General features: G+C 36.4%; 23 protein-coding genes, 1 pseudogene and 1 riboswitch. Of the genes and pseudogenes, 16 read left to right on the forward strand and 8 right to left on the reverse strand.

Going from position 1 to position 23,365, the window contains the following annotated elements:
- Nucleotides 1–25: 25 nt before the first annotated feature.
- The 5 genes from M3189_RS22270 (at nucleotide 26) to pdxA (ending at nucleotide 6,910) form a co-directional block, all read left to right on the forward strand.
- Nucleotides 26–1,558 (forward strand): alpha-N-arabinofuranosidase, encoded by a 1,533-nt coding sequence (locus M3189_RS22270; RefSeq protein WP_251638091.1) that lies wholly within the window; start codon nucleotides 26–28, stop codon nucleotides 1,556–1,558.
- Nucleotides 1,559–1,768: 210 nt separating this feature from the next.
- On the forward strand, nucleotides 1,769–2,395 hold the full coding sequence (locus M3189_RS22275; RefSeq protein WP_251638093.1) for a YesL family protein: 627 nt from the start codon (nucleotides 1,769–1,771) through the stop codon (nucleotides 2,393–2,395).
- A 158-nt stretch (nucleotides 2,396–2,553) separates the two neighbouring features.
- Complete coding sequence (locus M3189_RS22280) at nucleotides 2,554–4,287, forward strand: sigma-54-dependent Fis family transcriptional regulator (RefSeq protein WP_251638094.1); 1,734 nt, start codon at nucleotides 2,554–2,556, stop codon at nucleotides 4,285–4,287.
- Nucleotides 4,288–4,524: 237 nt separating this feature from the next.
- Entirely contained in the window at nucleotides 4,525–5,832 is a 1,308-nt protein-coding gene (locus M3189_RS22285; RefSeq protein ID WP_251638096.1) for a four-carbon acid sugar kinase family protein, read from the forward strand.
- A 70-nt stretch (nucleotides 5,833–5,902) separates the two neighbouring features.
- A complete protein-coding gene (gene pdxA / locus M3189_RS22290; protein ID WP_251638098.1) occupies nucleotides 5,903–6,910 on the forward strand; it encodes a 4-hydroxythreonine-4-phosphate dehydrogenase PdxA in 1,008 nt (335 codons plus the stop codon).
- A 52-nt stretch (nucleotides 6,911–6,962) separates the two neighbouring features.
- Here the strand turns inward: pdxA and M3189_RS27030 are convergent, their stop codons facing one another.
- Nucleotides 6,963–7,025, reverse strand: a complete 63-nt coding sequence (locus M3189_RS27030; RefSeq protein WP_285889783.1) for a hypothetical protein — start codon at nucleotides 7,023–7,025, stop codon at nucleotides 6,963–6,965.
- Nucleotides 7,026–7,079: 54 nt separating this feature from the next.
- On the opposite strand from M3189_RS27030, the pseudogene M3189_RS27345 reads away from it, so the two are divergent.
- From M3189_RS27345 to M3189_RS22305, 3 genes and pseudogenes are all read left to right on the forward strand, one after another.
- Nucleotides 7,080–7,199 (forward strand): annotated as a pseudogene (locus M3189_RS27345) (GntP family permease); the annotation flags it as partial.
- 266 nt (nucleotides 7,200–7,465) lie between these two features.
- Nucleotides 7,466–9,397, forward strand: a complete 1,932-nt coding sequence (gene fbp, locus M3189_RS22300; protein WP_251638101.1) for a fructose-1,6-bisphosphatase — start codon at nucleotides 7,466–7,468, stop codon at nucleotides 9,395–9,397.
- A 96-nt stretch (nucleotides 9,398–9,493) separates the two neighbouring features.
- The gene (locus M3189_RS22305; RefSeq protein ID WP_251638103.1) at nucleotides 9,494–10,507 is read left to right on the forward strand and encodes an alpha/beta hydrolase; all 1,014 of its coding nucleotides are present in this window, start codon (nucleotides 9,494–9,496) and stop codon (nucleotides 10,505–10,507) included.
- Nucleotides 10,508–10,689: 182 nt separating this feature from the next.
- Here the strand turns inward: M3189_RS22305 and M3189_RS27235 are convergent, their stop codons facing one another.
- Together M3189_RS27235 and M3189_RS22310 are read right to left on the reverse strand one after the other, a co-directional pair.
- Nucleotides 10,690–10,884 carry a hypothetical protein gene (locus M3189_RS27235; protein ID WP_353057483.1) on the reverse strand — a complete coding sequence of 65 codons (195 nt, stop codon included), beginning with the start codon at nucleotides 10,882–10,884 and terminating at the stop codon, nucleotides 10,690–10,692.
- Between the two features lie 30 nt (nucleotides 10,885–10,914).
- A complete protein-coding gene (locus M3189_RS22310) occupies nucleotides 10,915–12,567 on the reverse strand; it encodes a M20/M25/M40 family metallo-hydrolase (RefSeq protein WP_251638105.1) in 1,653 nt (550 codons plus the stop codon).
- A 184-nt stretch (nucleotides 12,568–12,751) separates the two neighbouring features.
- A riboswitch (Lysine riboswitch) is annotated at nucleotides 12,752–12,934 on the forward strand.
- Between the two features lie 81 nt (nucleotides 12,935–13,015).
- Between M3189_RS22310 and M3189_RS22315 the strand changes: the two genes are divergently transcribed.
- The 7 genes from M3189_RS22315 to phaC all read left to right on the forward strand — a co-directional run bounded on the left by M3189_RS22315 (nucleotide 13,016) and on the right by phaC (nucleotide 18,778).
- The gene (locus M3189_RS22315) at nucleotides 13,016–13,816 is read left to right on the forward strand and encodes an ABC transporter substrate-binding protein (RefSeq protein ID WP_251638107.1); all 801 of its coding nucleotides are present in this window, start codon (nucleotides 13,016–13,018) and stop codon (nucleotides 13,814–13,816) included.
- Between the two features lie 70 nt (nucleotides 13,817–13,886).
- Nucleotides 13,887–14,570: an amino acid ABC transporter permease gene (locus tag M3189_RS22320; protein ID WP_353057480.1), complete on the forward strand. Its 684-nt coding sequence runs from the start codon at nucleotides 13,887–13,889 to the stop codon at nucleotides 14,568–14,570.
- The gene (locus tag M3189_RS22325; protein WP_251638109.1) at nucleotides 14,567–15,289 is read left to right on the forward strand and encodes an amino acid ABC transporter ATP-binding protein; all 723 of its coding nucleotides are present in this window, start codon (nucleotides 14,567–14,569) and stop codon (nucleotides 15,287–15,289) included. The genes M3189_RS22320 and M3189_RS22325 overlap by 4 nt, the downstream gene beginning before the upstream one ends.
- Nucleotides 15,290–15,544: 255 nt before the next feature.
- The gene (locus tag M3189_RS22330) at nucleotides 15,545–16,180 is read left to right on the forward strand and encodes a YczE/YyaS/YitT family protein (protein ID WP_251638110.1); all 636 of its coding nucleotides are present in this window, start codon (nucleotides 15,545–15,547) and stop codon (nucleotides 16,178–16,180) included.
- Between the two features lie 244 nt (nucleotides 16,181–16,424).
- Nucleotides 16,425–16,829: a polyhydroxyalkanoic acid synthase subunit PhaR gene (locus M3189_RS22335; RefSeq protein ID WP_251638112.1), complete on the forward strand. Its 405-nt coding sequence runs from the start codon at nucleotides 16,425–16,427 to the stop codon at nucleotides 16,827–16,829.
- Nucleotides 16,830–16,877: 48 nt separating this feature from the next.
- The gene (locus tag M3189_RS22340) at nucleotides 16,878–17,621 is read left to right on the forward strand and encodes a 3-oxoacyl-ACP reductase (protein WP_251638115.1); all 744 of its coding nucleotides are present in this window, start codon (nucleotides 16,878–16,880) and stop codon (nucleotides 17,619–17,621) included.
- A gap of 80 nt (nucleotides 17,622–17,701) precedes the next feature.
- Nucleotides 17,702–18,778 carry a class III poly(R)-hydroxyalkanoic acid synthase subunit PhaC gene (gene phaC / locus M3189_RS22345; RefSeq protein WP_251638117.1) on the forward strand — a complete coding sequence of 359 codons (1,077 nt, stop codon included), beginning with the start codon at nucleotides 17,702–17,704 and terminating at the stop codon, nucleotides 18,776–18,778.
- A gap of 216 nt (nucleotides 18,779–18,994) precedes the next feature.
- Here phaC and M3189_RS22350 read toward each other — a convergent pair whose 3' ends face one another.
- The 3 genes from M3189_RS22350 to M3189_RS22360 all read right to left on the reverse strand — a co-directional run bounded on the left by M3189_RS22350 (nucleotide 18,995) and on the right by M3189_RS22360 (nucleotide 22,062).
- A complete protein-coding gene (locus M3189_RS22350; RefSeq protein ID WP_251638119.1) occupies nucleotides 18,995–20,659 on the reverse strand; it encodes a peptide ABC transporter substrate-binding protein in 1,665 nt (554 codons plus the stop codon).
- A 184-nt stretch (nucleotides 20,660–20,843) separates the two neighbouring features.
- On the reverse strand, nucleotides 20,844–21,251 hold the full coding sequence (locus M3189_RS22355) for a cupredoxin domain-containing protein (RefSeq protein WP_251638121.1): 408 nt from the start codon (nucleotides 21,249–21,251) through the stop codon (nucleotides 20,844–20,846).
- Between the two features lie 112 nt (nucleotides 21,252–21,363).
- Nucleotides 21,364–22,062 carry a peptidoglycan recognition protein family protein gene (locus tag M3189_RS22360; RefSeq protein WP_251638123.1) on the reverse strand — a complete coding sequence of 233 codons (699 nt, stop codon included), beginning with the start codon at nucleotides 22,060–22,062 and terminating at the stop codon, nucleotides 21,364–21,366.
- 162 nt (nucleotides 22,063–22,224) lie between these two features.
- Between M3189_RS22360 and M3189_RS22365 the strand changes: the two genes are divergently transcribed.
- A complete protein-coding gene (locus M3189_RS22365) occupies nucleotides 22,225–22,365 on the forward strand; it encodes a YrzI family small protein (RefSeq protein WP_251638126.1) in 141 nt (46 codons plus the stop codon).
- A 51-nt stretch (nucleotides 22,366–22,416) separates the two neighbouring features.
- On the opposite strand, the gene M3189_RS22370 is transcribed toward M3189_RS22365, so the two are convergent.
- Both M3189_RS22370 and M3189_RS22375 read right to left on the reverse strand, forming a co-directional pair.
- Entirely contained in the window at nucleotides 22,417–22,785 is a 369-nt protein-coding gene (locus tag M3189_RS22370; RefSeq protein ID WP_251638127.1) for a VOC family protein, read from the reverse strand.
- Between the two features lie 26 nt (nucleotides 22,786–22,811).
- A complete protein-coding gene (locus tag M3189_RS22375; RefSeq protein WP_251638129.1) occupies nucleotides 22,812–23,177 on the reverse strand; it encodes a DUF3899 domain-containing protein in 366 nt (121 codons plus the stop codon).
- Nucleotides 23,178–23,365 lie beyond the last annotated feature (188 nt).

Raw genomic sequence — 23,365 nt, forward strand, 5'->3', positions numbered from 1 at the left:
TTTAAACTAGGAGTGAATTAGAAAAATGAAATCATTAATTAATGTAAATAAGAATGATAAAAATGAGGTAATTAGTAGACATATATATGGGCATTTTGCTGAGCATTTAGGCAGGTGTATTTATGAAGGTGTTTGGGTAGGTGAAGATTCACCGATCCCGAATACACGTGGTATACGAAATGATGTAGTAGAAGCATTGAAAAAATTGAATATTCCTAATGTGCGTTGGCCAGGTGGCTGTTTTGCAGATGAATATCATTGGAAAGATGGAATTGGTCCAAGAGAATCTCGCCCAAGTATTGTTAATAATAATTGGGGAAAAGTAACAGAAAATAATCACTTTGGAACTCATGAATTTTTAGACTTTTGTGAGCAATTAGGTACTGAACCATATATTTGCGGAAATGTCGGTAGTGGTACAGTTCAAGAAATGCAAGAATGGGTTGAATATATCACATTCGATGGCCAATCTCCAATGGCAGATTTACGTAGAAAAAATGGCAGAGAAAAGCCATGGAAGCTAAAATATTTTGGAATTGGAAATGAGAACTGGGGTTGCGGAGGTAGAATGAGGGTCGAATATTATGCTGACCTTTATCGTCGTTACCAAACATTTGTAAGAGACTATTCAGATACTCCAATTTATAAAATTGCATGTGGACCTAGTGAAGCTGATTATCATTGGACTGAAGTGATGATGCGTGAGGGCGTAGGTCGGACAGAACCTTATCAGGATAATGTTATGACGAATGCATGGGAGCATTACCGTCCTGAAATGCATGGTCTTTCACTTCATTTTTATACTCGTAACAGGGCAAATTATGAATCTGCTACAGAATTTACTGAAGAAAACTGGTTTGACTATATGAGAAGGACCCTTGTAATGGAAGAATTGATTCAAAGGCATACCGCTATTATGGATAAATATGACCCTGAAAAAAATGTTGATTTGATAATTGATGAATGGGGAAGTTGGTTTAAAGTAGAGCCGGGAACAAATCCTGGATTCCTTTATCAGCAAAATTCATTACGTGATGCCCTTATAGCGGGTATCAATCTAAATATTTTTAATAACCATTGTGACCGCGTGCATATGGCAAATATCGCCCAACTTGTTAATGTTTTACAATCAGTAGTATTAACAGAAGGTGAAAAAATGCTTTTAACACCAACATATCATGTTTTTGAAATGTATAAAGTACACCAAGATGCGAAATTACTGCCGGTGAGTGTAAGCACAAGAAATTATTCTTATGGAGAAGAAAGTCTTCCAATGCTTAATGTTTCAGCATCTCAAGATGATTCGGGTAAGGTACATATTTCTATTTGTAACTTAAATCCAAATAATTCTGAACAAGTTACTGTAAATCTTGAGGGTTTAAGCGAATTATCTTCTGCCACTGGACGTTTATTAACAGCTGAGGCAATGACTGAGCATAACACGTTTGAAAATCCAAATAGAATAGAGCCAGTTACTTTTAATGAGTTAGAATTAAAAGAAAATGAACTGTCCTTAACGATTCCATCCAAATCAGTACTAGTTATTGAAATACAATAATAAATAGTTAAATGATAGAAAGAAAGAAAACTCTCTTACCTTATTTGGTGTTTATTAAGAGAGTTTTCTTCTTTAAATCCCTTAACCATAACAATCATAATCATTTTACTGATTAATGTTTTTCGTATTTTCCTTATTACAATGGAAATTGTAAGATAAATTACTAATATCTGAACTACTACCTGTGGGATTCCGGAGGGGGATAATTTTATGATAGAGAATATGATTACAAAGGTTAATGTTATAGGGGATTGGGTTTTTCGTTTAGTTTATGTTAATATACTCTGGTTGTTGTTTAGCCTATTGGGATTAGTTATTCTAGGTATATTTCCTGCTACTGCATCTATGTACACTGTTATTAGAAAATGGTTGAATAATGAGGATGTAGCTACCTTTCGAGTTTTTACAGAAACATATCGAAAAGAATTTATTCAGATGAATAAAATAGGTTGGTTATTGGCATTAATGGGATTAATTCTTTATCTTGATTTTATATTTTTAGGGAATATGCAAGGGATATTTTTTAATATATTAACGTTTATTTTGTTACCAATTACGTTCATATACTTTTCCGTTCTCTTTTTTATTTTCCCTGTGCTTGTTCATTTTAAATTAAATAAACTTGAGTATGTTAAATATGCTTTTATAATAAGTTTGTCATACCCACATTATACTTTGTTAATGATTATAGGATCAATAATCTTGTTGGTACTATTTATAACTTTTCCATTATTATTTCCATTGTTGAGTGGAAGCTTTATAGCACTTCTCAATATGTCAGTTAGTAAATTGATATTTAAAAAAGTGGTTCTGTTAAAGCTTAATGTTAATTCGTGATATCTTGCCTAGCTTAAATATATCTGTAATAGTAGAGAAAGAAACCATTACGGAAGCATGGAAAAAGTGTTAGCTAAAAATAATTATTAAAAGATGGTAAATTAAGCAAGGGTGATAGGGAAATGATTAAGGCATTGGCAATTGTCCCTTATGAGGGATTGTATGAAGTAATGAAAGAAGTCACACAAGATGTTAATGATATTGAGCTTCAGATTGAATTAGGGAACTTAAATGAAGGAGTGGCCATTGCGAAAGATGCTGAAAAAAATGGTTTCCATGTCATTATAAGTCGAGGGGGGACAGCTTCATTAATTCAGGAGGCTGTATCTATACCAGTGATTGATATTCAAGTTTCTGGGTATGATGTTTTACGTATTCTAACCATGGTTAAGGGATTTTCGCAAAAAGCAGCGATTGTGGGATTCTCAAATATCACACAGGGTGCTGGTACAATATGTAAGCTCCTAGATTTTGATATTAAAACGTTAACAATTAAAAAGGAAATAGAAGTAACAGAAACGTTAGCGAATTTAAAAAATCAAGGTTATGAAGTTGTAATAGGCGATGTGATCACGGTACAGTTTGCAAAAGAGTTAGGTTTGACAGGGGTTTTAATCACTTCAGGCAAAGAGGCTATTATTGAAGCATTAGAAGAAACGAGAAGAATCTACAAAGTCTTTTCACAATTACAACAGGACGTTTCTTTCTATAGAACCATTCTCAGTTGTAGCAAGCAAGCAATTGCAATTCTTAACAAAGATAAAGATATATTTTATAGTAATGAGCGCTTTACTAAAGATATTAATTGGATGAAGGTAAAGAATTCGGATACTATCAATAATTTAATACAAGAAATAGTCATTACAAGGAAAAAGATTATAAAAATGGTACACCTGAACGATTCACTTTGGAAAATAACAGCATGTTTAAAAGGAAATTATATTGTTCTATTTATAGAAAATAACCTGACTAATGAGTCTACTATCCGAGAGGGGATTTATGTAAATGCAATTGAAATCCATACCCCAGATTCAACTTTCTCTCCTTTTTCAGGAAAGAGTGAACAGATTCAAAATGTCTTGAAGAAGATTGAGCAATACAGTAAAAAGGATGATGCTGTGTGGATTTCTGGCGAAAAGGGAAATGGGAAGTCAAAAGCTGCTCAATTAATAAACCAAAATAGAAGGTCACAAAGTGAGCTATTTATTACTATAAATTGCGAACAATTAACAGCAGAACAACTTAAAGAAATGAATGAAGGCCTTTTCTTAACATTAACTGATGGTGTTATTTTTCTAAGAAACATTCACAAATTAAACCTATATGTTCAAAAGGAACTCTATCAAGTTTATACAAATGGAAATGGTAAAAAACTAAAATGGATTGTGTCTTCCGACGAGAATATGGAAGACAAGGTGAAAAGTGGTTCTTTCCATCAAGAATTGTATAAAGCGTTGGCGAAACTAACAATATATATACCACCAATACGTGAACGTAGGGAGGATATTAAGGATTTAGTCCATCTATTTATTTCTGAATTACATCCCAAGTATGGAAATGGAGCCATAGGGATTCGTCAGGAAGCCATGGAAGAGATTCTAAAGTATAGTTGGCCGGGAAATGTACAACAACTTAAACAAGTAATCGAAGAATTATTTTTACAATCTCATACTTATTATATTGAAAAAGAAGAAGTTGAGGCACTTTTGGGACGAATAGAACTTAAGGGGAAGAAAGATGGTCTATTCGTACAGATTGATATAAATGGTACATTAGAGGAAATAGAAAAACAAGTAATCAGAAAAGTACTAGAAGAAGAAGGGTTGAACCAATCGAAAGCAGCTAAGCGATTAGGGATTAACCGTTCAACATTATGGCGCAAGCTAAAATAAAGCTTGTGCCTTTTTTATTCACTTTGTGATGCAAATAGCAACACGTGTGAAACGAAAAAATCAATATCATTAAAAATATTGCCAAATGCAACATATTGTTTTATGATAAGTGTAGGCGTTTTAGTTATTGTTTAAATATGCAGATTATAAGTATATAAGTATTTCAAAAAGTATGGGTTAGAACAAAGTATAAAAATTAAATTCTATAAACTTAGTAGTAAAGGGGCCGGGATGTAGGTGAAACTAGCGGTAGTCGCAGATGATTTAACGGGTGCAAATGACACGGGAGTTCAATTTGCAAAAAAAGGTTTAACCACAACAGTGCTATTTTCATATACACAGTTACAACCGTCACATCTTACCGAAGATGTCATTGTTTTAAATTCAGACAGTCGAGCAATAGAGGCTAGAATGTCTTATAACATCGTTTTTAATCTATCGTCACAATTGAAGCAATTAGGTGTTTCTAATGTTTTTAAAAAGATAGATTCAACAATGAGAGGAAATATTGGTCCAGAGATTGATGCAGTAATGGATGCTTTTAACTATAAGATATCGTTTGTAGTACCTGCTTTTCCAAAGAGTAATCGAATGACTATAAATGGAGAGCATTTTGTAAATGGTGTCTTATTGGAGAAGGCTGAAATGGCGAAAGACCCTGCAAGCCCAGTAAATGAAAGTTATCTACCTAAATTGGTGCAGAAACAAAGTAAGAGGGGAGTTGGGCTAATTTCAATCTCTCATGTTAGAAAAGGAATTGACCACTTATCAAAAATCATGAAGGAATTATCCTTGTGTGACACTTCGAAGATCATCATTATCGATGCAACGACGGATGATGAACTTGAAATTATCGTAAAAGCAGCACAAGCTCTACAAGAGAAATTTCTTTGGGTGGGTTCAGCAGGAATTGCTTCACACATCTTTTACAGAGGGGCCCAGGAAAATGTTTTAAATACGATTAAAGTTCATGACCGAAATCCTGTATTAGTGGTTGCGGGTAGTGTAAATTCCATTACTCATAAGCAAATTCAGGTCCTTAAAGAAAAAAATGAAGTAGCAGAAATTGTTATATCTCCTGGAGAATTCTTTTTTGAGGATAGGAGGAAACTTGAAATTGGTCGTATTGTTAATGAAAGTAAAGCATTGCTAGATAAAGGCAGTTTAGTCGTAACCACGAACCGAGACCAGGAAGTAATAAGGAAAGTAAAGGATTTACAACGTGAACTTGGTTTATCAAACTACGATGTTGGAAATATAATAGCCAATTCAATGGGAGTAATTGCTGGTCAACTAATTGAAAGCAAGAAAATTTACGGTACTGTTTTAACAGGTGGAGATATTGCAGGTGCTACATGTAAAGTGTTACAAGGTGAAGGGATTCGAGTCATTGGTGAAGTAGAGCCTGGTATACCTTATGGAAAACTCTTTGGAGGATTATTTGATGGCATTCCACTTGTCACTAAAGCAGGTGCGTTTGGAACCCACCAAGCACTTTCTAAGGCTCTTCAAAAGGTTACAGAATTAAGTACACGTACTCATTGAGTACTAATATAGAAATTTATTACTGATTTTTACTTGTCCAAATAAGAGATATTTACGGGAGGAATTATAAATGACTAGCTATAAACCAAGTATTGCGATTACAATGGGAGATCCTTCTGGTGTCGGACCTGAAATTATCGTTAAATCTTTAAATGATAAATTCATTTATAATATCTGCAGTCCATTTGTTGTAGGCGACTTAAAAATTTTAAAAAGAGCTTTACACGTAACAAATATCGACCTTGAAGTAAACAGCATTACCAATCCAGGGGAAGCAAAGTCCCAATATGGCACCATTGATATAATTGATCTCGATTTAGTTTCTGAAGATTTACCATGGGGACAAGTTTCTCCAGAAGCTGGAAATGCTGCTTTCCGTTATTTAGAAAGAGCTATTCAATACGCAAATGAAGGACATATACAAGGGATTTGTACAGCACCTTTAAATAAAGAAGCGCTTCATAAAGCTGGGCATATTTATCCGGGTCACACTGAGATTTTAGCAGAATTAACAAATACAAAGGATTTTGCTATGATGCTCTCTGCACCTGCCTTAAGAGTCATTCATGTGACAACACATATTGGACTCTTTGATGCGATTCATAAAATTAATGCTGAACGTCAATATACGGTTATTAAACTTGCACATGAGACATTACAAAAGGCAGGAATTGAGTCTCCTCGAATTGCAGTTTGTGGAATTAACCCACATGCTGGCGAAAATGGACTTTTTGGTTATGGTGAGGAAGAAGAAAAGATCGTTCCGGCTATTGAAAAGGCACTAGCAGAAGGAATAAATGTTCAAGGACCACTTCCAGCAGATACATTATTCTTTAGAGCAAGACGCGGAGACTTTGATATTGTTGTTGCACAATATCACGATCAAGGTCATGGACCAATTAAAGTGTTAGGTCTAGAGGCAGGAGTAAATATAACAGTAGGACTTCCAACTATTCGTACAAGTGTTGATCATGGGACGGCTTTTGATATCGCTGGTAAAAATATTGCGGACGAGCAATCATTAAAAGAAGCACTACGTATGGCAGTTGAATTAGCTCCAAAGACAAACACGTATTAAGGGCTTTATACAAAAAAAGGATTGTTCAGAAGAACAATCCCTTTTTTACATGCTACATAAACATATCCAAGATTAGGACTCCAACAAGTCCAACTAAAGAAATTATCGTTACCATGATCGACCAGGTTTTAATGGTTTTTCCAATCGTTAGGTTAACTCAATTCCGAGCAGCAGACTATATTCTGAAGTAATTAATTCTGCAGGAATCATCATTTTAATCACGGGTGCTGGTGGTGCCTTTGGAGCAGTAATCAACAAAAGTGGTATTGGTGACTATCTGATTGCTACATAGAAGAAACAAAATACAATTGGAACTGTGAAGTGTTTGCTACAGCTTGTTTTAAATTAATTATACCGAAATAGCCCAGTCCAAAAACCGGGCTATTTAGTATGTAAATCTATAGTAGTTACAACTTCGCATGTTACCCACTGTTTAAGAAACTGGTTGACAGAGGGATTCTATAAAGTAAAATAACTATTATTTGAGTTTTTAGATAATATAAATAATTATACTTAATCTGCGAAATGGTAAATATTGAAAGGGGATACATGGTTTTGAACTCAACATATTTAGATTTACTTGTCCAAAAATATGATTGTGAAGAAAAAGTGATAACTGAAATTATTAATCTAGAAGCGATTCTTAATCTACCAAAGGGGACAGAACATTTTGTCAGTGATTTACATGGGGAGTTTCAAGCTTTTCAACATGTGTTAAGAAATGGTTCAGGGAATGTAAAAAGAAGAATCAGAGACTTGTTTCAAGATGTTTTATTTGAAAAAGAAATTAATGATTTTGCGACATTAGTTTATTATCCTGAAGAAAAATTAATATTAATGAAAAGTCATTTTGGCAATGAACAAGAATTAAACCAATGGTATATCGTAATCATCGAGCGGATGATAAGGCTTATTTCTCATGCATCCTCGAAATATACTCGTTCGAAATTACGAAAAGCATTACCGAGTCAATTTGTGTTTATTATAGAGGAGCTGCTATATAAAACGAATCAATCTGCAAATAAGGAGCGATATTATAAAGAAATTGTTGAGCAGATTATCTCCTTAGGTCAGGCTGATAAACTCATAACAGGGCTTGCGTATACCACCCAAAGATTGGTTGTCGATCATCTTCATGTAGTGGGGGATATTTATGATCGTGGACCTGAACCTGATAAAATAATGGAAACTCTAATTAATTATCATTCCGTTGATATTCAGTGGGGAAACCATGATGTACTATGGATTGGTGCTTTTGCTGGTTCAATGGTTTGTCTTGCTAATATCATTCGTATCTGCGCAAGATATGACAATCTGGATATTATTGAAGATGTATATGGAATCAATCTTAGACCTCTGCTGAATCTTGCGGAGAAATACTATGAGGATAATCCGGCCTTCAGACCTAAGGTACATTCGAATCAGAAACTATCTGATCATGAAACATTACAAATAACGAAAATTCATCAAGCCATTGCGATGATTCAGTTCAAACTCGAAATGCCTATTATCAAGAGACGCCCGTATTTTAATATGTCAGAAAGGCTTTTACTTGAGAAAATTGATTATGAAAAGAACGAAATAACGATTTATGGGAAAACCTATAAGCTGGAAAATACTTGCTTTTCCACGGTAAATCCAGACCAGCCTGATCAATTATTAGAAGAAGAAAAGCAGGTTCTGGAAAAATTATTATTTTCAGTCCAGCATTCAGAAAAGCTGGCCAGACATATGAATTTCCTTATGAAGAAAGGGAGTCTTTATTTAAAATATAACGGGAATTTATTAATACATGGTTGTATTCCTTTAGATGAAAAAGGGAATATGGAAAAAATGGTTATCGAAAATAAAACCTATTCAGGTCGTGAATTACTTGATGTTTTTGAACGGTATTTACTGCATGCTTTTGCACACCCTGAAGTGACAGATGATCTTGCTACTGATATGGTCTGGTATTTATGGACAGGAGAATATTCATCACTCTTTGGAAAAAGAGAAATGACCACTTTTGAGAGGTACTTTATTAAGGACAAGGCAACCCATAAGGAGAGAAAAAACCCATACTACTATTTACGTGAGAATGAAGAAATTTGCCAGAAAATCCTAACAGAATTTGACCTAAATCCTGAACACGGTCATATTATCAATGGGCATACACCAGTTAAAGAAATAGAAGGAGAAAATCCAATTAAAGCAAATGGTAAGATGATCGTAATCGATGGAGGTTTCTCCAAAGCTTATCAATCAACAACAGGGATAGCAGGATATACGTTACTATATAATTCCTTTGGTATGCAACTGGTCGCCCATAAGCATTTTAATTCAAAAGAAGATGTCTTACTTAACGGGACAGACGTTTTATCAATTAAAAGAGTGGTAGATGAAGAGTTAAAGAGAAAAAAGGTTAGAGAAACGAATGTTGGAGAGAAATTATTACAGGAAATCTCTATTTTGAATACTTTGAGAGAATATCGCTATATGAATTGACCCCAATTTAAACTGTTTTTTGTAAGTGTTATTTCAAGCTACTTTCACCCCCGAATAATGTCGATAACTTCGACATTATTCGGGGTGTGACAGGCAATGTCTTTAGGAGAAACTATTGGGGAAAGAGGGGAAAGGATGATTATTGGATTAGTAGTATTAGCAGGTTTGCTCTTAATAGGATTTGTATACGAACAGGTTTCGCGGCGCAGTGATGGGAAAAGACTCCTTACCGGTGAAATGATTGATGTTGGCGGCTATCGTCTCCATCTAACAGATGCTGGTCAAGGTGGGCCCACGGTCATCATTATTCATGGTGCGGGTGATAGCTCTTATTCATGGATACATATTCGTAAAGAATTATCTAAGTTTACTAGAGTTATTACTTATGACCGTGCAGGTATGGGCTCAAGTGATCCCGGCCCCGTGCCAACTCCGGAACATACCATCAAAGAACTTAAGAACCTACTAGACAAGATTGGTGCCCCTGGACCATATGTACTTGTGGGTCATTCCCTGGGAGGGCTGATTGCCCGACTCTATGCTTTAAAATATCCTAATCAGGTGGCTGGCTTAGTATTCTTAGATTCGTCACATGAATTTCTAAAGGATGATGCCAAGTTTAAGCAGGGTTTTGCCATCATCGGTTTTATGCTGAAAATACTAAGACTGATGTCTCCATTTGGTATTCCTCGATTCTTTGGTAATATTCTAGGCATTATACCGATGTTTGTTAATGAACTTTCCTATTACAAACAGCAGCTTAGTGCCGAGGAATACAAGCAATGGAAAGAGATAGTTTACAGTGTTTTTGCCAGAAGGACAGCGGAGGCGGAATTCAAAGGTGCATGGGCACACTTAAATCAAGCTGCGAATCAATTAAATAACGGTATGGAAAAACCACAGTTTGGTGACCTTCCAATCGCTGTTGTAAGCAACCCAGGATTTGGTGCTCAATGGACCGAGATGCAAAGAGAACTGGCCTCCCGTTCCACTAACCATATCCATAAGATTAGTGATCGAAAGGGACACAGTCTGCAAATGCCACGACCCGAATATGTTATGGAAGCAGTCCATCACGTAGTTAAACAAGCACAGGAACGTAAGAATTAATAAAAAACGCTCTTCGGCTGAGATAGCCCAGAGCGTTTTCGATTTCATTATTATACTTGTTATTTCATCTAATTAAGCAAATAAGTCATTTAACCTTGCAATTTCTTAATCGTTGATTGTTACATTTCGTTAAGCAAATACTTTTACATATAACTCATATCATGTATTCATTTTATTCATATTTAAATTGGTAATTCACCAGATATATACTGGATAAACTCACGAACTGCAGGTGAAGCGTATTTCTTTTTCTTAGATATAAATCCTAAATTCCAAGGGAAGGTGGGATTAACGATTTGAATCGACTTGATAAAATCCTGACCGACTATATTTGCAATAGGTTTTGGGAAAATTGAAATTCCCAAGTTCTCGTTAATGGCCTGTAGACTGGTCTACAGGCTTTTTGGTCAATTATTTAATAGTTTTTGAATTACGAGGTTTGTTAGATTTGGTACGACTTCAAGTGAGTAGGTCATTTCCATTCTTTCATGCTTCTTGTGAGCATCTAAACCATAAGGGCCGATATTGATTACAGGGACATTGATATCGCGAATGTCTTGATAGTCGACAAAGAGCTTGGCACCCCAGCTAGGGTTGTTGTTTGTTTCGGCACTAATGCCTGCTTCATCGTCACTTAAGGCCACGAAACTCATATCGGAAATATAAGGAAAAAAGTTTCGTGTCACAATCGGATATTGATAGTGTGGTTGGATTTCTTCGACTGCTTCGTCTAATGCTGTAATTAAAGCAAGCTCGTCAGTTGTTTTCCCCGTCAATTCAATTCGCGGAGAGTACAGGGATGAGTAGAACAGAATAATCGCTGGATTTTTATCCTTCATCCATTTCCAGGCTTCCTCTACCACTTTTGCCGAAAACATACGCGTATCCAGTTCCTTATTTTTTAACAGCTTTTCTTTAAATTGACTCATATGTGTCGTGAACGTTTCACCGTTCTCATCGATTAATAATTTTTCCATTTCCTCGTACGTCATCACTCTAGGCTTCCAAGGATGTTGTACATATGGTTCACCGCTTAATGTGCTGTATTGCTTATACCTTTCTTCAAAAGAAGTAAGGGCATTGGTAAAAGCAATCATAGCTTGTTCCCTTAACTTTTCAAGCACGTCCTTTGGAGACCAGGAATGAATAAAGAAATTATAATAAACATAGGCTGCTAAGGCAGTTTGAACTGTATAAGACGGCTTCAAATCTGTTTGTTTTAACGAAACAGGCGGCACGGTCGTCTCACCAAACGCTTCGTTACAAAGCTCAGGGTTGTAATTGATTTGCCTTGTCAGTTCGGCCGCAATAAAGTTGGGATCGAGTCCCTCAAAGGCAGAGCCTACATGTGTTTCTGCCCCCGTAATAAAGAACGATGGCAGCAGCTTTCCGACAGTCCCCTTGTAGATATAGCGATTTTCGTCGCCTTCATATCTTGGTGAAACGAAATCAGCATTAATCGCAGCTGCATAGTTAAAACCATGCTCCTCTTTCCAGCGTTTCAATGTTTTCAAAGCCGAAAGTACACCATGTGAACTGTCCTCCTCGTCACACTCCGATAAGAGGACTATGTTTCCGTCTAATTCTTCAGGATGCATAGAATAGTAGTTTAAGAGATATAAGTGACTGGCAACCCCGCTTTTCATATCAAGAACGCCTCGGCCAAATAACCAATCCCCCGAATCTAAATGTTCTTTAGCAGCAGCCGGAAGCTGTTCAGTTTTTAGTGATTCCATAAGTTCGTCAGGGAAGCAAGCCTGGTCTTTTAATTGATTGAAATCATCAATCCCAACTGTGTCAATATGGCCCATCAAAATCACCGTACGGTTGCTATTTCCCTTTGTTCCTTTAACAAAAGCAAGAACATTATAACGCTCTTGATCATCGTTGAGTGTTTGTTCTAAAACAAGATGGCTGGGGTTTTGTGAAAAATAGGGCATAGCAGAAATCATAAAATATAAAGATTGAGCAATGGCCTTTTCGCCATTGGTATTAACGACACTTTCAATGTTTACGAGCTGTTTCGTGAATGTCAACACATCTTGACGACATTGCAACATACGCCTGACCTTCTTTTCTAGTAAATTAGTATTTAGAAAAAATGTATCTCAGAAGATAAAACCCGTCAAGTCTTTTAATTTGGATAAAAATACAATCGAAATTATTATTGCACTTGTTAGAATATTTCTTTATACTAAAGAAAGTTTCGTTAAACTAAATATAAAATCCTCATCTTTAAGCATTAGATGGGGTAGAGGTCGCGATTGTTAATAGTATCCTATTGGAGATTTAGTGAAATCTATGAAAATAGGAAAAAGGATCAATTGCCGAAGCTTCTGATATCACTTCATTCAGAAAGCTGGGTTTGCACTCGAATAGGGGCAAAACTGTCACAGTTCCTTGGAATTGTGGAGAACTATCTTCACCAATGCTAACCGATGAGGGTGTGCAGGACACCGTCATATTCACATTGACGGTGTTTTTTTAATTACCTAGGAGGGAATATTTATGAAAAAAATTGCAATTTTATTCGTTACAGCATTGATGTTGATTTTAACTGCTTGCGGAACAGAGAAGAGTGATGGGGCAGAAAAGACAGCAAAAGAAAGTGGTTCTAAGCAGGAGTTAGTAAAAAAAGGTGCGTTAACCTTCTCAATGACAGGGCAGTATCCACCGTTAAACTTTAAGAAGGATGGTAAATTGACTGGATTTGATGTTGAAATTGGAGCAGAAATTGCCAAGAGAATTGGGCTTGAGGCAAACCCTGTAACCAATCCATGGGAAACGATTATCCAAGGATTAAAGGCAAAGAAATATGATGCCATTATCGGAAGTATGACTGCTACACCAGAGCGTGATAAGCAAGTTGATTTCACCAATCCATATTATTTATCTGGTGCACAGATTTTTGTAGCGGAAGGCAATTCGGATATTCAATCAAAAGAGGATTTAAAAGGCAAAAAAATTGGTGTAATTCAGGCTAGTACGTGGAAAGACATGGCCGAGGAATTATCTGATCAAGTGAAGGGCTACCCAACAGACGTCAATGCACTTCAAGATTTGGCGCTAGGACGCTTAGATGCGGTGATCACTGATAAAATTGTCGGTGTTAGTGCAAAAAATGAAAAAGGCTTAGAAATCAAGGAAATAGGCGAATTACTGAATGAAGACCGTGTAAGTGTAGCTGTTGCAGAAGGAAACAAAGAGCTTGCTGAGCAAATTAATGAGGCCATCCAATCGATGATTGACGATGGTACGTATGAAAAGATTAGTATGAAATGGTTTAATACAAACATCATGGAAAAGTAAGATTGGGAAATTTTTTAGTGTAAGCACCTGATGTAGGTGCTTGCACTATGCAATGAAGGAGGTACGCATCGTGATTTTTTTAGAAAATATTATCAGTATTTTTAGTGAACATGGAATTGCTTTTTTGAAAGCTTCTTGGATGACAATCGCCATAACAGCAATCTCGTTATTATTTGCGATGGTGATTGGTTTAATTTTTGCGGGCTTTAAGATTTCCACTAGTAAAATACTAAATTGGATTGCAGATATCTACATTGGTATTATTCGTGGAACGCCTCTCATTGTTCAGATTATGTTCCTTTATTATGGACTTGCCAATATAGTGAACCTGGACAGCTTTACGGCCGGAGCTCTGGCATTAGGTGTTCATACAGGTGCCTACATTGCAGAAATTTTTAGAGGAGCTGTACAATCCATTGATCGAGGACAGATGGAAGCGGCTAGGTCACTCGGAATGCCCTACTCTCTTGCAATGAGGAGAATTATTTTCCCACAGGCTTTCAAAAGAGCAATTCCGTCTCTAGCGAATCAGTTTATTATTGGCTTAAAAGATTCTTCCCTTGTTGCCTATATTGCTGTGACGGACCTATATAACACGGCACTTAGTGTCCAAGGTGAAAACTATATGCCTTTTGAAACGTATTTTGTTGTAGGGGTCTATTATTTGATTATCGTCCTGATTTTTACATGGGTTGCTAATCGAATTGAAAAGAAAATGGATGTCAGCAAACCTAAGGAGGGCATAATCGTATGATTAAAATTAGCAATCTTTCAAAATCCTTTGGTAAGCTTGAAGTATTAAAAAATATTAACCTAAGTGTAGACGAGAAAGAGGTAGTTGTTCTTATCGGTGCCAGCGGCTCTGGAAAAAGTACGCTCCTTCGCTGCCTAAATTTTTTAGAAGTGGCAGAGCGCGGTGACATTATCATCGATTCTGAAAAAACAGACCTAGCAAAAACAAACTTAAATAAGGTAAGAGAAAAGGTAGGAATGGTGTTTCAGCATTTCAATCTTTTCCCCCATAAAACAGTAATAGAAAACATTACTGAGGCACCGATTTTTGTAAGAAAAGAAACAAAGGAAGCAGCGAGTTCAAAAGCAATGGCCCTTCTTAAAAAGGTAGGCTTAGAGGATAAGGCCAACTACTATCCTGAACAATTGTCCGGCGGGCAAAAGCAGCGGGTAGCGATTGCGAGAGCACTAGCAATGGAACCAAAAGTGATGCTTTTTGATGAGCCGACTTCAGCATTGGATCCTGAGCTTGTTGGTGAAGTGCTTCAGGTAATGAAGGATCTAGCACGTGACGGGATGACGATGGTGATTGTGACACATGAAATGGGGTTTGCGAAAGAAGTAGCGGACCGAGTCATTATGCTTGCAGACGGAAATATTATTGAAGAAGGACATCCAAATGATATCTTTGTCAATCCAATACATGAACGGACTAAAAGGTTTTTAAATCAAATATTGTAGAATGTAATAAAACCTACCTTTGGGATAGTAAAGGTAGGTTTTTTACTATTTATTAAGTGTAAACCTCATATTACAGCATCACGGAGAACCTTACTATTAAAGTGTATTCCAATACCTGGTCACGTATGGTTTATGTCGAGATTTGTAGAATAAAAGATTCTTATAAAAATATTTCCATTTAATTTGTATAGTTACCATTAAAACAGATATGGTATAGTAGTTTAGTTAAAAAGTCTCGAGATTATAGGTGAAATGATGAGAAAAGAATGGATTCTTCGCTGGTCTTTTTTTGTTTTTGGACTACTTGTTTTAGCGTTAGGTGCTGCCTTAACCATTGAAGGAAAATTGATAGGAGCAGGCCCCTGGGATGTCTTTCATTATGGGATGTTTCTGAAGCTGGGGCTGACGATAGGCACATGGTCAATCATAATAGGATTTCTATTGCTTACCGCTGCCTCCATTGCAACGAAAAAGGTACCTAAGATTGGTTCGTTTTTAAATATGCTGTTACTTGGTTTATTCATAGACTTCTTTATGTGGCTTTTGCCAGGTGTCGATAGTTATATTGGAGCACTATTTTTCTTTTTCTTAGGAGTTATTTTAATGGGGTATGGAGTTGGGCTCTATGTTTCTGCTGATTTGGGTTCAGGTCCACGAGATAGTATAATGCTCCTGATTGTGGACAAAACAGGCTGGAGTTTACAATGGGTCCGTAATGGAATGGAAGTTCTCGTCCTGATTCTCGGTTGGGTATTAGGGGGACCAGTTGGAGTTGGATCGGTGATGATTGCCTTTTTCTTAGGTCCAATTGTCGGCTTTTCCATACCGCAATGCAAAACACTTCTAATGAATTTACTTGTAAAACAAGAACACCAAAAACTAGCAGCTTAAAATAATTAGACATGCAGTAGCGGTTGCAAATGATTATTGGAAATAAAGGAAGTTGGACAAGGGACCAATCCCTTGTTCTTTTTTTTGATTTCATCACGGTAAAATGGGGGTATTTGCGAAAAAGGGAGGATTTTGTCAATAAAGGAAGAAAAGTATTTAGACAATTTTCAATAATTAATCTTTAATTATTTCCATATAGTTAGTATGATTGAAACGTCTAGAAAGATATAAGGAGGAAACAGATATGAACCAAAGCTTTAACTTTTATGAAATGTGGAAGGATTATTATTCCCAAACCAGTAAATTATTCGATGAAAAAATCAGCCAGGACTTCCCTTCCGAAGGGATGGGGCAAATTTTGGAGATGAATCTTCAATTTAAAAAAATGATTGATGAGTCAACATTAAAGTACTTGGAGTTTATGAATGTACCAAGTCGAAATGACATTGCGAACATTTCTTCATTGATTGTTAATGTGGATGCAAAAGTAGATGATTTAGAAGAAAAATTAGAAGAGAAATTGGACAGCCAAGATGTTCAGGAGTCATTTAAAGCAGAATTGACTCAATTAAAGAAGGATATGAAGGGCTTAGATACTAAATTGAATCAAATCCTTACCGTGTTAAAATCACAAGAAAAAGTGAAATAGAAAAGTATTACATATTTTTTTCAACTACTATAGATGAGGTGGATAATGATGACAGGATTAAAGGATAAAGTAGCAATCGTTACAGGCGGCAGCAGAGGAATTGGAGCGGCAATTGCATTGGAACTAGCTAAAAATGGTGCGAAGGTTGTCATTAACTATAATACTCGCAAAGAATTAGCGGATAGAATTGTTGCAGAAATCAATGAATTCGGCGGAGATGCTTATGCCATTCAAGCAGATGTTTCAGAAAGTAATGAGTCAGCATACCTTGTTCAAGAAACAATCAATCATTATGGCAAACTAGATATCCTGGTTAATAATGCAGGAATTACAAGAGACAGCACGTTTAAAAAATTGACTGAAGAAGATTGGAGAGAAGTAATCAATGTTAATTTAAACAGTGTTTACAACAATACTTCTGCAGCTTTACCATATCTTCTTGAATCAGAAGCAGGCCGCATTATCAACATCTCTTCTATTATTGGACAGGCTGGCGGCTTTGGACAAACCAACTATGCTGCTGCAAAAGCAGGACTAATTGGCTATACTAAATCTCTCGCTCTTGAACTTGCTAAAAGTAACGTAACCGTTAATGCAATTTGCCCAGGATTTATTGGAACTGAGATGGTCCAAGCGATTCCTGAAAAGGTTCTTGCTGGAATCGTTGAAAAGGTACCACAAAAACGTTTAGGCAAACCAGAAGAAATCGCTCGTGGTGTTGTCTTCCTATGTAAAGATGGTGACTATATTACTGGTCAGCAGTTAAATATTAATGGTGGACTTTACATGTAAGTGTCATGAAGGCACAGATTGATTAATAAATTGATAGAGTAAATAAATCATGTAAGGAGTGAACAGTCATTAGCGTACTTATGCCAGCCGATTGGAATGAACTGCTCGAATTTACACCTCCGCAATACAAGGAGATGTATCAACGAGCATTAAGAGCAAGTCAAGTGCTAACAACAGATGCTGAACCGGAAGTTGCACCAACACCGAAAGAGCTTGTGTGGACAAGAAATAAAACAAAGCTTTATCGCTATATTTCTGAAAATCCAAAAAAACATAAGACTCCTCTTCTATTGATTTATGCCCTTATTAATAAACCTTATGTAATGGATTTAACAAAGGGTGGTAGTTTAGTAGAATTCTTAGTTAATCGCGGTTTTGATGTTTATCTTCTTGACTGGGGTGAGCCAGGTTACGAGGATCGAAATATGAAACTAGATGATTACATTATGGACTTTATCCCACGTGCTGTTCGGAAGGTACTGAGAAAATCAAACGTGGATGAAGTTTCAATTCTGGGTTATTGCATGGGTGGAACCATTACAGCTGCATTTGCCGCACTTCACCCTGAATTGCCAATCCGAAATCTTATTTTTATGACAAGTCCTTTTGATTTTGAAAAGACAGGTACGTATGGCGAGTTATTAAATGAAAAATATTTTAATATTGATAAGGTAGTAGATACCCTAGGGGTTATTCCACCTGAAATGATTGACTTTGGGAATAAAATGATCAATCCAATGGGAACAAACTATGGACCATTTATTAGTCTTTATGAACGTGCCGATAATGAAAAGTTCATAAAGAGCTTTAAGCTATTGCAAAAATGGTTAAACGACGGTATTCAATTCCCAGGTGAAGCCTACCGTCAGTGGATTAGAGACTTTTATCAGCAAAACAAACTGATAAAAGGAGAAATGGTTATTCGTGGTAAGAAGGTTAACCTTGAAAATATCAGAGCGAATGTGCTCAACTTATCTGGTAAAAATGACCTCATTGCCCAGCCACACCAAGTGGAAGCATTGATGAATGTTATTTCTAGTGAAGATAAAGAATATAAATGTTTGCCAGTGGGTCATACATCGATTACATTTGGCTCTCAAGCTACAAAAATAACCTATCCAACCATTGCTGATTGGTTAGAAGAACGATCCAATTAAATAGTCTAATGGAAGTGTCCCAGATGAATCTTGTGGGGCACTTTTTTTTGAGAAAACAACATAGCTATAGTGGTAAAGATAATTATATTAAATATTCAGGTAATATACAAGACAAGATTCCCGAATATGTATGAAGTCAATTCAATCATCAATAGAAAAAAGGGAGAAATACCAATTGGCATTTCTCCCTTTTTGTCATTTTAATAAAAGAAAATTTTACTCTTCGCCTACGTCAGCCCATTTATATTCGTATGTTGCACCGAATGGGTTCACAAACACACCTTGAACTTTTGGTGAAATCAATTGTGCACGAGAAGCTTGGTATACAGGCGCAATGGCTGCATCTTCAAATAGCACTTTTTCAGCTTCTAGGAAGTTTTTGTAACGTGCTTCTTGGTCAGTCGCAAGTGTTGAAGCTGTATCTTTTACTAGCTTGTCATATGTTGGGTTAGAATAACCTGTCCAGTTGTTTCCACTGTCCGTCGTCCATAGGTTCATGAAGGTATATGGATCAAGGAAGTCAGGGCCCCAACGAGAAAGCTGAAGCTGGTAATCCATCGCTGTGTCTAAAGCAAGACGCTGCTTTTTCGGTACTTGTTTGATCGTAACCTTTAATCCTTCTAAATTCGTTGAAAGCTGGTTAGCAACGTATTGAACAAGGTTCTTTGTAGTCTGGTCATCATCTGCTAAGAACTCAAGTTCAACTGTATCAGTTCCTAACTCTGCCAATCCTTTTGCCCAGAATTCCTTCGCTGCCGCAAGGTCATATTTCACAAGGTCACCGCTTACTTTACGGAAATCCTCTCCTGAACCTGGCATTGGCGTGAAGTCTCTTGGAACCAATCCATTCGCTGCGATGGATCCATTGTTTAAGATTTCTCCTACTAGTGCATCTTTGTCAAATGCACGGCTAAGTGCAGCACGGATATTTTTATTTGCTAATGCTTCTGATTTTGTTTGATTAAACTTTAAGAAGTAAACGAATGTATCTGCTGCAACCGCATAGTCCTCACTAGTAGAATATTGGTCTACTAAATCGGATGTTAAATCCATACGATCAACGGTTCCTTCTTCATATAGATTTAGAGCAGTTTGTGGATCTTTAACGACTTTGAACGTTAATTTATCCATTTTCACTGTTTTTGCATCCCAATAATCTTCGTTCTTCACAAGTTCCCATGAATCACTTGTGTTTGACCAGTTGGACATAACGTATGGTCCGTTGGCTAATAGGTTTTCAGAACTTGATGCAAATTTATCGCCTTTTTCTTCTACAAACTTTTTGTTCATTGGTAAAAATGTTCCGAAGGTTGTTAGTGTTTCAAAGTATGGTGTTGGATTTTCTAATTCAACAACAAGTGTGTAATCACCTTCAGCTTTTACGCCAAGTTGATCCACTGCCATTTCACCTTTGGTAATTGCAGTAGCATTTTTGATAACGCCACTAATCATGTACGGTCCGTATTCGGATTGTGTCGCAGGATCAACGGCACGCTGCCATGAATACACGAAATCATGCGCTGTTACCGGGTCACCATTTGACCATTTTGCATCCTCTCGTAATGTAAAGGTCCAAGTCAGACCATCTCCACTTACTTTATGTTCTTTTGCAATTCCTGGTGTAGCCTGTGTTTTTTCATCTAGTCGGTATAGACCTTCCATTGTTGCGGCTAAGTAGATGAAGGAAGACTCATCCGTAGCCAAAGATGGGTCCATTGAAGGAATGGCTTCAGGATTTAAAAAGTTAAGTACTTTTTCTCCCTTTTCCTCCTCTTTCGCATCTGTGCCTGCTGGTTCCTTTGATTCATCCCCGGAACAGGCGGCAAGTAAACTTAGTAACAATCCAAATGTTAAAAGCAATAACCAATGTTTGACCTTCATTCGTTTTCCCCCTAAAGTAATTAATTCTGAATATTATCTATCTACAGAAAATTGAGACTCTAGGAATGATTATACTCATTAACTTGTTTTCTTGTAAAGTATTGTTGGATAATTTAGGTAGTGAATTATTAGCATAGATTAGTAGGAAAACAAAAAAAGCCCTAAAAATCAGGCCTTTTTCATATTAGTCTATAACTTTTAGTGAGATTTTCATTGCTTCATGGTCATCAGTAGCACCACAAATAGTAGAACAAGTTAATTCATATTCCCCTGTTTTATCAGCAGTAAATACAGAAGGAGTGTCAGCTTTGAGCTCAATTCCTAAGTCCTCACTGCTAATCGTATGCATTCCTTCTTCGTTTACTAAATTAAGTTTAACCTTCGACCCTTTTTTGATAGTTAATTCTTTATCAGAAGCGAATTCCCAGTTTGTTGCAGTGATTGTGAATTCCTCAGCATCTGTTGCAGTTGTTGATGCATCCGCTGTTTTTGCTTCTTCTTTAGGAGCTGCTTCTTCCTTTGCTCCTCCGCATGCTGCTAAACCAAATAGGATTGCCCCCATTATTAATACTAATAAACCGAACTTCTTCATCGTATGTAGTCTCCTTTTCCTCTTTGTTTTTACTCTTTTAATTTAAGGTATTATGTCATTGATTTCCTTGACCTAGGTCAAGAAAATCAATGTTTTAAGAGGAAAGGAGATTTTATCGCCCAGTTTCTACTATTTCTTCCATCTTATCTGATATGAGGGGATAGAAGTTGGCCTTAGCACTATTTGTAGAATTACCACCAAAGAAACCAGTACCAGGGCATGATTTAACATTGTAACTAGCTGTGGCATCTAAGACTCTTTCTTTGGTTTTTAGATGCCACCAATGGTGATAGGTAATACTGTCAATCGAAGGGACAAGCCCAAACTTTAAACAAAGCAAAGCATTAATGTAAACAATGGTTTCCCTTTGTTCCTTCGTCATGACATCCTGCCCGATATCAAAGTTTCCAACATGCTCGATGGCAATGCCAACAGAATTAGCCTTTGGACCAATGGTTCCTTCGGGAGCGGTGTTAAGTGGCCTGGATACTGCCACTGTGCCGTCTGGAAAGGTGGTAATATTTTGAGCGATATTACTCCAGCCCATTGTTTTCCTATGATGATTCTCCATCCCCATCAACATGCGCAAATGATTAGAACCATTAAAGTGCTTATAGGATGGCAACCAGGTATGATGCTGTTGGATTAGCCGAATTTCTCGGCTAACTTGGCTGTTAGCTAACCAATCCCTAAATTCCTCTCTCGTCATAAGGATATGCTGTCCTTGGACTTCAGCTGCATGGACTGGGGCAATCGGCAGGAAAAATAAAGAAATAATGACTCCAATAACAAGTACAAGGCTTTTTCTCATGTTGGTATCCTTTCAAATCTTTTAGGTATAGTTTGTAGATTGTCCATAGGAATATTCTTTAAAAGGATTAAAAAAATCCAACACTTCGCTCCCTTTAACCGTTATCTAAATGAGGACGATAATAAAACTAACCAAATTAAATTTGAGAAGGAGGAAAGAACCATGACCTTAAATATTCTCTTTTTCACCATAATGATAAAACCCCGTAAAGTCACACTTAATGAAGCGATTCATAGAGAGCTGGTTGAAAAACGTATGCAGGAGAATTTGGATCGGCGTATTTACATGATGGGTAGGTATTAAGACTTATAAAAAAAGAGACCGAAATGAAAATTCGGTCTCTTTTGCAAATTGCTATACTTCAAATTCACTCATTAAAGCATGCGTATTATCTTCACTGTCTTTAAAAAAAGCCATCCATGTTTCCGTTTGCCCCATTTTTGCAATCAGGTGCGGTTCGTCGATAAAAGTAATTTCCTTATTCAACAATTCTTCATAAGATGCATGAATATTTTCAACTTGAAAATAAATAACAGAGCTGGATTGAGCAAATTCCTCATTCTCAGGAACACTTAGCAAAAGACGTAAACCGTTGCAGTCAAAGAATGCTAATCCGTTTGAAGAAAATAAATGTGGAAGTCCGAGTAGTTCTTTATAAAACAGTACGGCGCGATCTAAATTCTTAATAGGTACTGCAATTTGTCCAACCTTCTGAATCTCCATAGATAGATACTCCCTTGCAGATTATTTTATAGTGCATAGTATAGGAAAAGTAAAAAAATCAGCAGCACGAACAAAGAAATAACTTGGAATTTAAGACTTTGATAGATAGAAGCATTAAAGTTCTCAGAAGGAAGTGGTCTATCTAGATATTCTTCGAGATAACCATTTCGTGTAAACATGATACTTTTAAATCTTCTAAACCCAAAGGTAACTCCGTCAAAAAAGCCTCCCTTTGAGGTATACATAAATAAAACAATAATCAAATAAACAAAACAAAGGTAAAATAACGAATTAATAAAGTGAAGGAGATTATAGTCAGCTGCAAAAATTAGAAAGAATAAACAAGTTAATAAAAGATTGATCAGAAAAAACTTCCATTTATTCTTGAACATGTTCATTCACCTTTTCATTTTTAAAATTATTTTAGACTTCTAATAAAGAATAAAGGTATTTTAACTCAATACGTGTAGAAAGTATACTTTATCTGCTTTTTACCTACTAAAAAAGAAAGCGCATTCCTTATTTTAGAATAAATTTATTTAGGTTAATAACAGGAAAAGTATTGCTATATCAACTGTAA

This window comes from Neobacillus niacini (genome assembly GCF_023715415.1).
GTDB lineage: Bacteria > Bacillota > Bacilli > Bacillales > Cytobacillaceae > Neobacillus > Neobacillus niacini_C.